The organism is Gottschalkia acidurici 9a (genome assembly GCF_000299355.1).
GTDB classification, from domain to species: domain Bacteria; phylum Bacillota; class Clostridia; order Tissierellales; family Gottschalkiaceae; genus Gottschalkia; species Gottschalkia acidurici.
In genome coordinates, this window is record NC_018664.1 from 2,539,734 (window position 1) to 2,555,877 (window position 16,144).

At 29.4% G+C, this 16,144-nt stretch carries 14 protein-coding genes; 2 read left to right on the top strand and 12 right to left on the bottom strand.

Going from position 1 to position 16,144, the window contains the following annotated elements; translation table 11 throughout:
• Window positions 1-8: 8 nt before the first annotated feature.
• The 3 genes from CURI_RS12090 to CURI_RS12100 form a co-directional block, all read right to left on the bottom strand.
• Window positions 9-1,139, bottom strand: a complete 1,131-nt coding sequence (locus CURI_RS12090) for an ABC transporter substrate-binding protein (protein ID WP_014968547.1) — start codon at window positions 1,137-1,139, stop codon at window positions 9-11.
• 706 nt (window positions 1,140-1,845) lie between these two features.
• Window positions 1,846-3,309: a YjiH family protein gene (locus tag CURI_RS12095; protein WP_014968548.1), complete on the bottom strand. Its 1,464-nt coding sequence runs from the start codon at window positions 3,307-3,309 to the stop codon at window positions 1,846-1,848.
• A 522-nt stretch (window positions 3,310-3,831) separates the two neighbouring features.
• Window positions 3,832-4,956, bottom strand: a complete 1,125-nt coding sequence (locus tag CURI_RS12100; protein ID WP_014968549.1) for a pyridoxal-phosphate-dependent aminotransferase family protein — start codon at window positions 4,954-4,956, stop codon at window positions 3,832-3,834.
• A gap of 983 nt (window positions 4,957-5,939) precedes the next feature.
• On the opposite strand from CURI_RS12100, the gene CURI_RS12105 reads away from it, so the two are divergent.
• Window positions 5,940-7,496 carry an ABC-F family ATP-binding cassette domain-containing protein gene (locus CURI_RS12105; RefSeq protein ID WP_014968550.1) on the top strand — a complete coding sequence of 519 codons (1,557 nt, stop codon included), beginning with the start codon at window positions 5,940-5,942 and terminating at the stop codon, window positions 7,494-7,496.
• A gap of 40 nt (window positions 7,497-7,536) precedes the next feature.
• Here the strand turns inward: CURI_RS12105 and CURI_RS12110 are convergent, their stop codons facing one another.
• The 6 genes from CURI_RS12110 to mscL form a co-directional block, all read right to left on the bottom strand.
• On the bottom strand, window positions 7,537-10,380 hold the full coding sequence (locus CURI_RS12110) for a GGDEF and EAL domain-containing protein (protein WP_187287400.1): 2,844 nt from the start codon (window positions 10,378-10,380) through the stop codon (window positions 7,537-7,539).
• A gap of 314 nt (window positions 10,381-10,694) precedes the next feature.
• Complete coding sequence (ilvA, locus tag CURI_RS12115) at window positions 10,695-11,915, bottom strand: threonine ammonia-lyase (protein ID WP_014968552.1); 1,221 nt, start codon at window positions 11,913-11,915, stop codon at window positions 10,695-10,697.
• A gap of 47 nt (window positions 11,916-11,962) precedes the next feature.
• The gene (locus CURI_RS12120) at window positions 11,963-12,166 is read right to left on the bottom strand and encodes a GIY-YIG nuclease family protein (protein ID WP_014968553.1); all 204 of its coding nucleotides are present in this window, start codon (window positions 12,164-12,166) and stop codon (window positions 11,963-11,965) included.
• Window positions 12,167-12,172: 6 nt separating this feature from the next.
• Window positions 12,173-12,592: an FMN-binding protein gene (locus CURI_RS12125; RefSeq protein ID WP_014968554.1), complete on the bottom strand. Its 420-nt coding sequence runs from the start codon at window positions 12,590-12,592 to the stop codon at window positions 12,173-12,175.
• 44 nt (window positions 12,593-12,636) lie between these two features.
• Window positions 12,637-13,473: a CvfB family protein gene (locus CURI_RS12130; RefSeq protein ID WP_014968555.1), complete on the bottom strand. Its 837-nt coding sequence runs from the start codon at window positions 13,471-13,473 to the stop codon at window positions 12,637-12,639.
• Window positions 13,474-13,482: 9 nt separating this feature from the next.
• Complete coding sequence (gene mscL / locus CURI_RS12135) at window positions 13,483-13,938, bottom strand: large conductance mechanosensitive channel protein MscL (protein ID WP_014968556.1); 456 nt, start codon at window positions 13,936-13,938, stop codon at window positions 13,483-13,485.
• A gap of 181 nt (window positions 13,939-14,119) precedes the next feature.
• On the opposite strand from mscL, the gene CURI_RS12140 reads away from it, so the two are divergent.
• A complete protein-coding gene (locus CURI_RS12140; RefSeq protein WP_014968557.1) occupies window positions 14,120-14,437 on the top strand; it encodes a DUF6506 family protein in 318 nt (105 codons plus the stop codon).
• A gap of 56 nt (window positions 14,438-14,493) precedes the next feature.
• On the opposite strand, the gene CURI_RS12145 is transcribed toward CURI_RS12140, so the two are convergent.
• The 3 genes from CURI_RS12145 to CURI_RS12155 all read right to left on the bottom strand — a co-directional run bounded on the left by CURI_RS12145 (window position 14,494) and on the right by CURI_RS12155 (window position 16,140).
• Entirely contained in the window at window positions 14,494-14,946 is a 453-nt protein-coding gene (locus tag CURI_RS12145; protein WP_014968558.1) for a chemotaxis protein CheX, read from the bottom strand.
• 166 nt (window positions 14,947-15,112) lie between these two features.
• Entirely contained in the window at window positions 15,113-15,391 is a 279-nt protein-coding gene (locus CURI_RS12150; protein ID WP_014968559.1) for a hypothetical protein, read from the bottom strand.
• Between the two features lie 227 nt (window positions 15,392-15,618).
• Window positions 15,619-16,140: a peroxiredoxin gene (locus CURI_RS12155; RefSeq protein ID WP_014968560.1), complete on the bottom strand. Its 522-nt coding sequence runs from the start codon at window positions 16,138-16,140 to the stop codon at window positions 15,619-15,621.
• Between the last annotated feature and the right edge of the window lie 4 nt (window positions 16,141-16,144).

Sequence of the window (16,144 nt, forward strand, 5' to 3'; positions counted from 1 at the left end):
ATTTTTGTTTACTTAGGCTGAACTTCTGCTGGAACTATTTTTCCATCTTTAACTGTTAAAATAATAATTCCTCTAGTTACATCGTTGTCCTTAAATGTTATAGGACCTGCAACTCCTGGAAAATCTTTAACTTCTTCTAGGTATTTTTTAATACCTTGTCTATTTTCACCATTTTCTTCTATAGCTTTCAGTAAAATTTTAGCCGAATCATAAGCTAGTGCTGAATAAGTATCTGGTTCTTTTCCATACTTAGCTTTAAATGCTTCAACAAATTCTTTTGTTCCTGAAAACTCTACATCTGGATGGAAGAATCCAGTGAATTTAATTCCTTCAACTGCTTTTCCGCCTAATTTTACTAGTTCATCAGAACTTATTCCTTCTGTTCCAAGTATCTCAACATCTAGCCCTACTGACTTAGCTTGTTGTGCTATCAGTGCTACTTCTACATAATATCCTGGAGCAAACAATAAGTCTGGTTTTTTATTTTTGATTTTTGTTAGCTGAGGACTAAAGTCTTTAGATTGACCTTCAAAATATGTTTCTGCAACTACGACTTTTCCACCTAATTTAGTGAACTCTTTAGTAAATGAATTCTTTAATCCTGTTCCAAAGTCATTTGCTGTATATATTATAGCTACTTTTCTTTTTCCTAGTTCATTGTAAGCATAACTTGCCAAGTGTTTTGCTTGAGCTGTATCAGTTAAGGAAATACGGAAAAGATGTGGACTTGTTCCATCAGTAATAGCTTCATTTACTGAGTCTGTTATAACAGGCATTCCCACAGATTCATATATTCCTCTAGCTGCTAGAGTAGCTGAACTATTCCAGTGGCCTATAACTGCTAGCATATTATTGTTGGATACAAACTTTTGAGCAACGTTTGGAGCTTCTTTTGGATTACCTGTGTCGTCTCCAACAATTAGTTTTACTTTTTTGCCATTTATTCCGCCTTTTTGATTAACTTCATCTAAGGCTAGCTCTATAGCATTAACTTTATTGGCACCAAATTGAGCTGAATCCCCTGTCATTGGATTTGCACTACCTATTATTATTTCTGTTGATTCTTTAGTACTACAGCCTACTAGTGAAGTTCCTAGGATTAAAGTTAGTAACCCTATAGCAATATTTTTTATTTTCACTTTTTATCCTCCTTTTTATATCTACTTTTTAAATAGTATCTAAGTTCTTATTTTTAACACCTCCTTTCCAGCTTATATTGAGCTTTATAAATAAGTAATGTTAACGATTTCTCCTTAGCTTTAAAATACATTTTTTATACGTTATAAATATTCTATAGATATTATTACTTAAATTACCTATTAAACATAAAAAAAATTTCTATCATATATTAAAGTGCACCTTTGAATTTAACTTATAATATATGACTCAAAAAGATATGCTAATATTTATATGTACGAAAAGTATGAATATGACAATCTATTTGAAAGTTATAGATTGGGCTAACTCTCTATTATAGTATGGCTTGTCCTATTCAATAGATTTTAAAACTTTAGAATCACTTAAAATTTAGCTTATTTATATTGATGTCTTTGTTTTCGCTTATATTAGTCTTCTAAGTACTTGTTTTTTACTTTTATGTATGAGTGTGGCATAATTAGTTATATATTGCTAGTTTTTAAACAAATGGCTCTCTATTTATTTTACATTTTATTTACTATTTGTCAAATAAAGTAGACCTATGTTCTTTTATATAAATTACCCCTAATTTTTTACTCTAAACTTATATTTAGTTATTCACTTAATAGGTTTTTATATATAAAAAACACTTATCAATAGTTTTTGATAAGTGTTCATAGGTATTATTTTATTTTATTTTCTTTACTATTAGTATAGTATATGCATAAAGAGTGCTGCAAAAGGAATTGCTATAAGTGTTCTTTCAATGAATATAATCATTATTTCTTTAAAGCTTAACTTTATACCTGTTGTCATAATAACTACTGCAGTTTCAGATACGTATATTATTTGTACCATTGCTACTAAACAAAGGAAATATCTTGCTGCTTCTGCTATTATATCTACTTTATCCGATATGATTAATATAGGTATAAATGGATCTGTTATACCTGCTACTATTGATGGTGCTACTTCTAGCGCATTTGATACTCCAACTAACTTAACTAGTGGATAAAATATGTACCCTAACCAAGTAAATAATTCAGTATATTCAACAAGTATCATACTTGTTGTACCTATGGCACATAAAAGAGTTATAACTTTAGGTACAATTGCAAGTCCACCGATAAGACTATCTTTTATTCTATAAAAAATATTTCCTGATATCCAAGCTTTTTTAGCTGCTCTATCTATCCCTACCTTCAACATACGCGGACTAATTTCAAGTTTAGCTTCTGCTTCTCTATCCTCATCTGTTTGAGGTCTACCATTATAGAACACTTCTTTTTTTCTCGATAGTGGTGGTATTCTACACATTATTGCAGCTATTATAAATGCTAAAAAGAATGATGAGAAGTATACTTTTGAAAATTGTTCTCCTAATCCTGCTGTTCCTATCATAAGAGATGCATAACCTACACTTACAGCACTAAAACAGGTAGATACTATACTTGATTCTTTCTCAGTATAATTATTAGACTTATACATTCTACTAGTTATAATAACCGCCATAGATGCTGAACCAACGAATGATGCAACCGCATCAACTGCACTTTTTCCTGGTGTTCTAAATAAAGGTCTCATAAGAGGCTCTAGTATAATTCCTAAGAAGTCTATACAACCATATTCGATTAAGAATGGAACAAAGAATGCTCCTACTGGTATGATACATGCTACTCCATATACTATTGGTGGTATAACCATTTGACCTGTCTTTGCACCTATTATTATTTCAGGTGCAGGAACACCTAATAAAGCATTTAGTACAAACATGACTATATATACTCCACCTATTGAATATAATATAGGGTGTATTATAGAATCATTTTTATAATATTCGTATAAAGTTCCTTCTTTAGCTATATATTTTCCATAAATACTTAGTATAGCATTACCTGCAATTACTATTGCTACTATAGCTAATCCAAAATTACCTAAGATATTTTGAACTCCAGTGTATATGATTCCAAATGGTATTTGTCCTTGTTTTCCATTAAAGGAAACTGGAACAAAGAAAACAAAAATAGCTATTGCCGTAAAAATTATAGATGTTATTAGTCCTTTTCTGTAATCAGATTTATTAAGCTCAATAGAATCTAGAATCTTTGGATCACTTAAGTCTAAATCTTGGAGATTAATATCTTTTCTTTCACTTAAATTAATAGTTTCCATACTTTATTCCTCCTTTTTTTGTGAGTTTCAAAATTAATTTATATGTATTTCCCCTATACTCTTTTTCTATTGACACCTCCATGCTTAATTTTTTTCAATGATATTTATGTAGAAATTGTAAGTATTAAGTAAATATGTATTTTGTATACCATCTTTTGTATATTGTATACCTTGTATTATGTTTTTCTATCCATTTTCTCGAGTATTAAATAAGGCTCGTACTTTTTTAATAATTTCTACATCTATCACTCTACTTTGTGCCCCTTATTCTGTCGATTTTTTTCATTAAATTCCACAAACAATATACGATCCCTTCTAGCTTCCATTTTTATATTTTATTATCAGTATAGGATATTTATATATATACCATTATTTTTATATTATAATCATAATTCTTTATCTTTATTGATTTATCTATTTTATATGACATTATTAGACCTCAGGCTACTATTGAAATTATGTACATAAAAATAAGCACTACTAAAACTTATCAATTAAAACTTCTAGTAGTGCTTACTTTTCTTAATCTACAAAATGCTTATATATTTCTCCATTAAGTTTTGCCCCATATTTTTTTAGTACTGTGTCTAATGCTTTTAAAGTTATATATATTTTTTCTTCATAACAATTTTCACCCATATGTCCTATTCTAATAACTTTTCCCTTTAAATAATCAAAGGCTCCTCCAATCATTATATTATGATCCTTCATCATGTCCTCAAATACGTCTTCAAAATTTATTCCTTCCGGAACTAGGAAAGTAGTAACTGTATTTGAGTAACTGTCTAACGGATATAGCTCTAATCCTGATTTAACAAGTGCTTCTCTAGTAGCGTTAGCTATAGTTTTATGTCTATTTATATAGTCAGTTTCTAATAATCTGTCTAGTGCACAGTCCAGTGCATATATAGCATTTATTGGCTGAGTATATGGGAACCATTTCTCTTCATACCAGCCTTTCCATATAGTTAGGTTACAATAAAAAGCTGCTATTGGAGTCTTTCTATTTATCATGGTATCCATAGCTTTTTCACTTATGCTTAAAAATGTAAGTCCAGAAGGTGCTGATATACATTTTTGTGATCCTCCTAATGCTATGTCTATTTTCCATTCATCTACGTTTATCTCATCTCCACCTACTGAAGATACTGAATCTACTACAGATAATACTCCATACTTATTAAGAAGTGTACAAATTTTATCTATTGGATTTGTTATCCCCGCTGGGGTTTCACAATGTACTAGTGTAGCATATTTAAAGTTACTATCCCTTTTTAAAAACTCCTCTAACTTTTCTACATCAATTCCTTTTCTATAGTCTGACTCAAAATAAACTACTTCTCCACCATACATTTTTGAGAAGTCTCCAAAGCCTTTACCAAATATTCCATTATCAATACAAAGTACTCTATCACCTTGCTCTGTTAGTGAAGCACATGCTGCTTCTAGTCCTAAAATCCCTTCTCCATCTAGTATTAGAACTTGATTTTCCGTATTTAAAAGTCTTTTTATTTTATTACAAGTATTTTTATAAAACTCATAAAAATTTTCGTCTAAGTCAGGATTGGTAGCTTCTCTTGACATAGCTTTTCTAACTTCTTCATGAACCTGTGTTGGTCCCGGTGTCATTATAAATGGTGTTCTCATATTTCCATCTCCTTAATTATATTGTATCGATTCATATATCCAAACTTATTCTTTATAAGTTGATTTTATCAATACAATTTTACCAAGTCAATAGATACATTAAATAATAATTCTATTATACATATATGAATCCTAACAAATAAAGCATATAAACTAGTACACGATAGTTACATTTACAATTTAATTATACCATAATATAGTAGGACTTAGGATACATATACAAGAAATGGATTGATTAAAAGGACTCAGTTATTACTACAAATTTAATATAGAATTATATTAAACAATATACTAGTTTGTAAACAAGTATACGATTTCCTTTTATAGTTTAGGCTACTGTTTTCATTATAGAGTTATAACATATATTGTTAGTAGTTTTTAAAGGAGGATGATACTATTGGGATTAATTCCAACTGTTATTACTCTATTTTTATTGATGTATCTAGATAAAAAATATAATTACAGAAAATATTTTTTATCTAGATTAGACTCAAAAATTTATTACTCTATTATTATTATTCTCTACTTAGGTATACTGGGTGTTTACTTTGCTTTCACCGGTATATTTCCAGTTCTTACTTCTTTCGGCTATGCCATACATTGTTCATGTGCATTTTTTAACATTTAACATTCCCAACATACTAGTAGAGAAAAGTAAAAGAGAATAATATAATATACTACTCATATGAAAAGTCAGACTTGAAAAATTACTTATATATTTCTCGTAAGTATATTTTATAATTAATTACCATCTTAGTAAAAGTTAAGGAAATACATTTACTCTGCTTGTTCCTTCATATGAAATGAAAAATCCTATACTAGAGACCGAAGGTCATCCAAATACTTTTACTTGTATTTTATTAAATTGTTATTTAATAAAATACAAGTAAAAAAATATTCTTTATTTTTTAACTTTTACTTTGAAACTTCTCTTATCTCATATATAATTTTCATGTAATATATGTAGAAATGAGGACGATAAAATGAGTATTTTAACTGTTAAAAACCTAAACCATGGTTTTGGAAGTCGTGCAATTTTTAATAATGTCTCTTTTAGACTTCTAAAAGGCGAACATGTTGGACTTATTGGAGCTAATGGAGAAGGAAAGTCAACTTTTATGAATATAATAACTAGAAAGTTAGAACCCGATGAAGGCGAAATAGAGTGGTCAAAGCGTGTTAGGGTTGGATATCTAGATCAACACACCGTACTTCACCAAGGTCTAAATATTAGAGATATTCTTAGAGATGCCTTTAAATATCTTTTTGACCTTGAAACTGAAATGAATCAAATATGTGATAATATGGCTGATGCTTCTCCTGAAGAATTAGAGAAAATGCTTGAAGATTTAGGAACAATACAAGATATTTTATCTAATAACGATTTCTATATAATCGATTCTAAAGTTGAAGAGATAGCTCGTGGCTTAGGATTAGATGATATAGGTTTAGATAAAGATGTACAAGACTTAAGTGGAGGTCAAAGAACTAAAGTTTTATTAGCTAAGCTATTACTTGAAAAGCCAGATATACTTCTTTTAGACGAGCCAACTAACTATTTAGATGAAAAACATATAGAATGGCTTAAGCACTATCTTTTAAATTATGAAAATGCTTTTATTCTTATTTCACATGACATTTCATTTTTAAATAGTGTTATAAATCTAGTTTATCATGTAGAGAATCAAGAGCTTAGTCGATATGTAGGAAACTATGATGACTTCCTAAAAATATATGAGGTGAAAAAGCAGCAACAAGAAGCTGCATATAAAAAACAACAGCAAGAAATATCTGAACTTAAAGACTTTGTTGCTAGAAATAAGGCACGTGTTTCTACAAGAAATATGGCTATGTCAAGGCAGAAAAAACTCGATAAGATGGATGTAATAGAGCTTGCTAGAGAAAAACCAAAACCAACTTTTAATTTTAGAGAAGGAAAGGCGTCTGGAAAGCTTATCTTTGAAACAAAAGATTTAGTTATAGGGTATGATACTCCACTTTCTAAGCCTTTGAATTTACGTATGGAACGTGGACAAAAATTGGCTCTTGTAGGTGCTAATGGTATTGGTAAAACTACTCTTTTAAAAAGCATTATAGGAGATATAAAACCTCTATCTGGTTCTATAACTCTTGGAGATTATCAAGAATTAGGCTATTTTGAACAAGAAATAAAAGACTCTAACTATAATACTTGTATCGAAGAAATATGGAATGTTTTTCCTTCATTAAGTCAATATGAAGTCAGAGCTGCATTAGCGAAATGTGGTCTTACTACAGAGCATATTGAAAGTAAGGTTTATGTTCTAAGCGGTGGAGAACAAGCTAAAGTAAGACTTTGTAAGCTTATTAATAGAGATACTAATATTTTAGTTTTAGACGAGCCTACTAACCACTTAGATGTAGATGCAAAAGAAGAACTTAAACGTGCATTAAAAGAATATAAGGGTAGTATATTACTTATATGCCATGAACCTGAGTTTTATAGAGATGTCGTAACGGACGTTTGGAATTGTGAAACTTGGACTACAAAGCTTATCTAAATAAAAGGATTGTTCATAATTTGAACAATCCTTTTATTTATTAATCTTTAATTCTATCTTCCAAATATTGAATCGCATCTGATTCAGATAGCGGCTTTCCAAATATATATCCTTGTATAACGTCACAACTAAGATCTCTTAATATAGATAATTGTTCTTCATTTTCTACTCCTTCAGCAGTCACATTTAGTCCCATGTTATGTGCTAAATTAATTATAGATTCAGTGATTTTTACACCTTTTTTAGCATTCATCATATCCATAACAAATGTTCTATCTATTTTTATAGTACTTATAGGAAGTCTTAATAAATAATTTAGCGATGAATATCCAGTCCCAAAGTCATCTAAATATACTGTAATCCCCATATTTCTTAATATTTCTAATTTTTCAGAATTCTCTTCGAATAATTCCATTAAAGAAGTTTCAGTAATTTCAATACCTAAAAATTTAGGATTCATTCCTGTATCATCAATTACTCTTTTTATAATTTCGATAAAGTTATCTTGGCTAAGTTGTATAGACGAAATGTTAACTGATACAACTATCTGTTCATCATATATACTTTCTATATTCATTGCAAACTTACATGCTTCTCTTAGTATCCATTCTCCCATTTGATTTATTAAACCAGTTTCTTCAGCTATTGAAATAAACTTGATAGGTGATATAGTTCCATACTCTGGACTAACCCACCTTATAAGAGCTTCAAATCCAACCACTTTCTTACTTACTGTATCTATCTGGGGCTGATAGTTAAGCACAAACTCATCTCTATCTAAAGCATTTCTAAGATGGTTCTCTAATAATAATCTATTCTCTATTTCTTCTTCCATATTTTTTTCATAAGTTTTATAGCAGTTTTTTCCGAATTCCTTAGCTTTATACATAGCTAAGTCAGCTTTTTTTAATACTTCCTCTACGCTTCTACCATCCTTGGGATAGAACACAACACCCATACTCACTGAAATCTGTATCTCATTATCATCTATCGAAAATGGTTCTGAGATATATTCCTGAGTTTGAATTATTTTTTGTTCAATATTGTCTTCATTATATTTTTCAAAAACTATTATATACTCGTCTCCACTTAGTCTAAAAACATGACTCTCTTTACTTTCAATAGGCTTAAGTCTATCGGCTAATTTTTTTAAAAGCAAATCTCCAAATTCGTGTCCAAATGTATCATTTATAATTTTAAAATTATCTATATCCATATATATAACAGACCCGCAACTATCTTCTTGTTTTAATATGTTATCCATTTTTTTATAGAACATTGCTCTATTAGGTAAACCCGTTATACTATCATAATATGCTAAAACTTTTATCTGCTCTTCTTGTAGTTTTCTATCTTCAATATCTATATGAAATCCAGAAATCCTACACATATTTCCATCTTTATCCCTTAGTGACTTGCCTTTTGCAAGTATCCATCTATATGTACCATATTTATCTAATGTCCTGTATTCAACGTGATAGCTATCTCTAACTCCTTGTTTTATTTCTTTAAATATATTTTCTATTATGTTAAAATCATCTGGATGTACATATTTGTCTAGCCTATCTATATAGTTTCTTACTTCTGATTCATCTAGTCCTAGTACTTCTTTAAGTCTTACATTCGTAAATATATTTTTTGTAACTGTATCCATATCCCAAAATCCATCATTACTAGCTTCAGAAACTAGTCTATATCTTTCTTCATTTTTCTCTATTGTTTCACGACTTTTCTTTAACTCATGATACTGTAATTTAAGCTCTTCATCTGATGATGCAAGTTCCTCATAGACTGCAAATAATTCATCATTAGCTAACTTCAAATCGACTTCTACCTTTTTTCTCTTCTTTATATTAAGACCTAAAAAAATTATAGTACATGATAATATAATAATGGCAGTAATGAATCCTAAAACTATATTTTTATGATCTTCATAAAATGAAGAAGGTTTATTTATTATAAGGCTATTTTTAGGTAAAAACCTCTTATCAATATTATACTTCTTTAAAATATTATAATCATACATGTTTATAGAATTATCTTTTTCTACGATACCTACATCTGATATCTTTTCACCATTAAGAATTCTTAATGCTAGTTCACCTGTATTTTTACCATGTAAATTACCACTTGATAAACTCCCACCTACTATTCCATGTCCTATTGCCATTTCGTGTAAATGATACATTGGTAACTTTATTTCGTTACTTATTCTACTTGATATCTCTGGTATAGATGTTTCTCTTCCATCATCATCTTTTAAATATACTGTCCCTATAAGTAAGCTATCTTTAGGTATCTTTGGTAAGCTTGTATTAAGTTTAATTTCTCCCATTTCACTAAATGATTTTACATCTATATCTTTGTTAATTCTTAATGATGTACTTTTAATATACTTAAATATGCTTATTCCCCTATTTGTTTTATCGTGTATAACATATAATTCTTTTGCATTTGGAGTTGCCTTAAATGCAGTTGTTAGTGTCTCTTCTATATTTAATTTCTCTATACAACCAGCAATATTTTGTACTCCTTTTGTAATTTCTCTAGCTTTTTCTTTAGATATGCCGGAGAAAACTATAGGAGTATCCCTGAAAAGGTTTTCTCGATATTTTATAGCAAATTCAGTTGCCATAAGATCAGTTGTTATAACTAAATCTGTTTTTTTGTCAGAGTATCTGTTCATAATAAGTTTATACATATTATCAATATCATCTTTATCACTTAATCCATGTTGTTCTAAACTTTCTACGGATATGTCTACATCCAACTTAGATGAATTTAATTTTTCTAGAATCCCATTTAGTACTCTTTCTGTCCAAGAATAGTTCTCATTGTGTGAATTTATTATTAATACTGACTTTTGTTCACTTTTGCTATCCACACTAAGACTAGTCATCATAATTATTATAATTATAAATAATGATAGCACTTTTAAACATTTATTTTTTCCATAAAATCACCACCTTAGACTTTTTATTGACTAAAGGATTGTTATTATAATTATATTTGTATATTTGGTAATTTATTACATGATTTATTTATTTCCGTATCTTTCTTATGTACTTTATATCTATGCATACATATTTCATGTATCCACTTAAATATTGATCTTAATATTATCAAAATCCTATTTTTTAGGTTTACCCTTTAAAAAATAAGATTTTGATATATAATTCTATCTTAATTTTTAAGCTCTTATAAAACTATTACATCATATCCTGAACTTTTTAATTCTGAAATTATTTGTTCTATATGTTTATGTCCATTAGTTTCAACTGTTACCTCAAGTTGTACTTCCATAAATCTGTCCATACTTTTAAGTTGGTTATGATCTAACTTTATTACATTTGCACCTGTTCTCGCTAATACCTCTGCGACTTTTAAAAGTTCACCTGGCTTATCCGGTAGATCTACTGTGAATGAAAAAATGCGTCCACGAGAAACTAACCCTCTATCTATCATACTTGCCATAGTTAACACATCTATATTGCCACCACTAACTATGCATACTATTTTTTTATTTTTCTCTTTTATTTTCTTAAGTCCAGCAAGAGATGATACTCCTGCATTCTCACCTATTAATTTATGTTTATCTAGAAGAATAAGAAATGCTTCCATTATATCAAAGTCAGAGACCTCAACTATTTCATCTATATATTCTTTTATTATAGAAAAGGTGATGTCCCCAGGCTCTTTTACTGCTACTCCATCTGCTATAGTGCATACTTTATCAAGACAAATTAATTCTCCCTTTTCTATAGAAGCCTTCATAGACTTTGCGCCTTCTGGCTCTACTCCTATAACCTTTATGTTTGGATTAATTTTCTTTGCAGATATAGCTATACCGGCAGCAAGTCCTCCTCCTCCTATCGGAACTAATATACAGTCCACATCCTTTAATTCCTCTAGTATCTCTGTTGCTATTGTTCCTTGTCCTTCTATAACGTCTAAATCATTAAATGGATGTATAAATATATATCCATTCTCTTTCTTGAGTCTAAGTGCTTCCTTATATGCTTCATCATAGCAATCACCATGTAAAATCACTTTAGCACCATAGCTTTTAGTTGCTTCAACTTTAATCAGGGGTGTAGTTGTAGGCATAACTATAGTTGCTTCAACCCCTAATTTTTGTGCTGCATATGCAACTCCTTGAGCATGATTTCCAGCCGAAGAAGCTATAAGCCCTTTACTTTTATCTTCCTCAGTCAACTTGGATATTTTATTAAATGCTCCGCGAATCTTAAATGACCCTGTTGTTTGTAAATTTTCAGGCTTAATATATACATCATTTTCAAACTCTTTGCTGAATACTAGACTTTTTATTAATCTTGTTTCTGTGAGTATTCCGTCTAATAACTTTCTAGAGTTTTCAAAATTCATACCTTCTATATTTTGCTTATCTATTACTGTCATAAAATCTCCACTACCTTCTTCTACAAGTTTTATTTTGCTTTTTCTTGTTAGTTTTTTATTTGATATTCCCTTTTCATAGCTTCTTGTTTTGTATCAAATTTTTCAAAATATTTTAATTTAACAGGACCTCTAGCTCTAGTGTATTTTGCTCCTTTTCCACTATTGTGTTCACTTATTCTTCTTTTTAAATCCGTCGTCCACCCTGTATAAAGAGTTCCATCTTTACACTCTACTATATATACGTAATTCATAAAAATTTACAGCCCTTTTTTTAGAGCATCTTCAGTAGCTTTTAATATAATTTTACTGCTATAAGTAGCTCCTGTAACTGTGTCGACGTCTAGAGATTGTTTTTCTAGAATTCTTGCTACTACTTTTTCCGCATCTTTACCTTTCTGTTCTATATGTTCTAGTATCTCTATATCCTGGATTTGATGATCCTTAACTATAATTTTTACTTTTGCTGACAGCCATACTACCTTACTTTCACCTATATATTCCCCATCTTTAACATTATCTATATCTACATTTTCAATTTTTAAACTTTCTATTTGTTTCTTATATTCCAAATATTCTTTTTCTTCTTTCTGCTTTTTATACGTATCTATAATGTATATACCTAATAATAATGTTATTAAAGTAGCTGTTATTATGCCCTTTATTTTTTTATTTCTCATTACAATATTTCTCCCCATATACCTTCATAAGTTAAAATTATAGTTTAAATTTTTCTTATACCATTATCAACAAATTCAATCTTTTTCTCTTTTAATAGTCTGCCTACGGCTCTTTTAAAAGCATTTTTACTAATATTTAATTGATCTTTTATTTCTTCTGGTGAACTACTATCGTTTAAAAACAGTATTCCATCTTCTTCATCTAGCTTATCTAAAATAATTTTTGCATCAGAGTCCATTTGCTTATAAGCCTTTTCTCTTATGCTTAAGTCTAACTTACCGTCTTCCTTCACCTTAGTTACTCTAGCTTCTACTTGATCTCCTATATTTAAACTTTTACTCAGCTCTTTCATAGGTATTAATGCATCATATTTATTATCAACTGCTACAAATGCACCTATATCTTCGTTTATACTATATATTGTTCCCTTCACTCTATCATTTTCTTTATATGGTGAAGTTTCTTCAAGAAAACTATTTACTTTCATTGTCGCACAAAGTCTTTCACTTTTATCTAAGTATAATCCTACTAAGTATTTTTTACCTTTTTTTATTTTAGTATTTTGCTCTTTAAATGGTAAAAATAAATCCTTTGGTAATCCCCAATCTAAAAAGGCACCTATTTTAGTTTCTTGTACTACTTCTAAATATGCTGTTTCGTCAATTGTAATCATTGGATTATCAGTTGTAGCTATAAGTCTATCTTCTGAATCTTTATACACGAAAACTTCTATAGTGTCACCTAACTCAGTTCCTTGTGGCACCTGCTTCCTTGGTAATAAGACTCCTTTCTCATCTCTATTATTTCTTGAATTTAAATATACTCCTATATCAGTCTTTTTTATAACACTTAATTTTTGTTTTTGTCCAATCTCTATCATTTCTTTAATTTATACCTCCATATTCGATGTTTGTTCTAAGTTAGATGTACAGTTTGGACACTTAGTGGCCTCTTTAGCTATATCCGTAATACAATAAGGGCACTTCTTTGTAGTAGCATCCTCTACCTCATCTTTTTTCTTAGAAAAACGACTTAGTTGTTTAACCATTATAAATATACAAAAAGATATAATTATAAAATCAACTACATTATTTATAAAAGTACCATAATTTAATGTAGCAGCTCCAGCTTTTTTTGCTTCTTCTAAGGTACTATAACTTTTATCACCAAAGGCAATAAATAAATTTGAAAAGTCTACCTTTCCAAGTAATAGTCCTATTATAGGCATTATTACATCGTTAACTAGAGAAGTAACTATTTTACCAAAAGCTCCTCCTATTATTACCCCTATAGCTAAGTCTACTATACTTCCTCTCAAAGCAAATTCCTTGAACTCTTTAAGCATATATTTTAACTCCTTCCTAACTTAATAATATACTCATAGTTAGACCCTAGTCTATTATACCCTATTTTTTATTTTTCTAAAATGTGAAATACGTTATGTTCTAATGAACTTAAGTTGATTAATTGAATTATGCTAGATGTGTTATTTAAGTTATGATATAGTTGTTATGAGGTGATATACTATGTTTACAGAAGCTTATGTTATACATGTACCCGATGCAGATGCTAGTACTCATAAAACTTTACTTTCTACTGATACTTATAAATTTATTGGAGTTTTAGTCAAAGACTACGATCAAGCTTTAAATGAATGTCTGAAACTAGTTGAAGAAGAGAATGTTAACTGTATAATTCTTTGTGCTGGCTTTTCAAATGAAAATGTAGGAGACATTTCAAAAGCTGTCGGGGATTCTGTTGCTGTTAGTGTAGTTAGAGGTGACGGGCCTGGAAATAAAATAGTTTCAAAATGTATAGAAGAAGCTGGATGGTTTAATAGTTAGGTATGCAATAATATAAAAATACTAAGGTAATTTCTTACCTTAGTATTTTTATATTATTATTCTATTGATATGTTAATTGCAATTGTTATATCATTAGCTATCATGTTAATACATATAATCTCTTTAGTATTTACCTTAATATTTATATCTTTTCCCATAACTAATACAGGTGTTGATATATCTGTTGTAAGTCCTTGATTTGAGTAGTTCATACTTGCATTTGCAGTTAACATATTTGATAGCTCAGAAATAGCACTTTGAGCCATATCATTTAGTTCATCTACAGGCATTCCCATCATCATCTGAGAAGCTACTTTTTTAGCTCCTTCCTCTTCCATTATGTATATAACGTTTCCTTTTATATCTCCAGTAATCCCAACTGTTATTGCTATTCCTGCCCCATTTATTTTATCTTTTAGTAAAATTTCTCCTTTTTCAGTTTGAAAACCCAATTGAGGCATTATAGTATTAAAAGATTCTAAGAAAGGATTTATAAGTTTTACATCCATTATGATTATCCCCTTTCAACATTTAGTCTTATTCAATATTAAGTAAGTTTTAATAAATTTCCCCTACTATGATCTGTAATTATTAATACTTACTACCTATTTTAACATATATATAAGCAAAAAAATACCTAAGTAAAATCACTTAGGCGTTTCTTCTAAAATATATTTATATGGCATTGTTCTCATCTTCATGCACTGGTACACAGTTTGTCTTTTCTTTTTCCTTATTTTTAACTAGTTTTAAACTAATATATTCATATATTCTATTATATCTACCTTCACCAAACCCGTATATTTCATTCAGTGCTTCTTTATGTAGTGCTATTGTATTATTAACCCCATCCACATATATTTGAGTTATAAATTCCTGTACTTCCGATAAACTCATTTTATCTAACATTTTCTTTAATTCACTAGCTTGTCTCCTTTTTGAGCTTCTTATCACGTATATCTCCTCCTAATTTTTCAGCATAGACTATTTCCTCTATCTATAAACTCTCTATTCTACTATATCCTCTTCTATATCTTCATACCTATTTCCTCTTATTTATCAATACTTTCGTCTTCCTTTTATCTATATAATAAATCAGAATTTTATGATTTTCAATATAATTTTATTTTAAACTACAAAAGACACCTAGAATTTAATTTCTAGGTGTCTTTTTTGTAATTCTATAGTAGTTTGTCTCCTTCATTCCAGTTTATTGGGCAAAGGCCGCCTGTTTTAAGTGCTTTTAGAACACGTAGCGTTTCGTCTACATTTCTACCTACGTTTAGGTCATGTACTACTGAGTATTTCACTTGTCCTTCCGGGTCTATAATAAATAGTCCTCTTAATGCTATTCCTTCATCTTCTATAAGAACTCCATAGTCTGTTGCTACCTTTTTAGTTAAGTCTGAAGCTAGTGGGAAGTTTAATTTTCCTAGATCTCCACTTATCCAAGCTTTGTGTGAATGTTCACTATCTATACTTACTCCTAATATTTCTGCATTATCAGCTTCAAAATCTTTTTTTCTTTCACTATATGCTGTGATTTCTGTTGGACACACAAAAGTAAAATCTAGTGGATAGAAAAATAACACTAACCATTTTCCTTTATAGTCTGATAATTTAGCTTCTCCAAATCCTTCTCCGTTTCCTAATGCAGTTTTCATTGTAAAATCTGGTGCTGGTTTTCCAACTAATCTTGACATAATT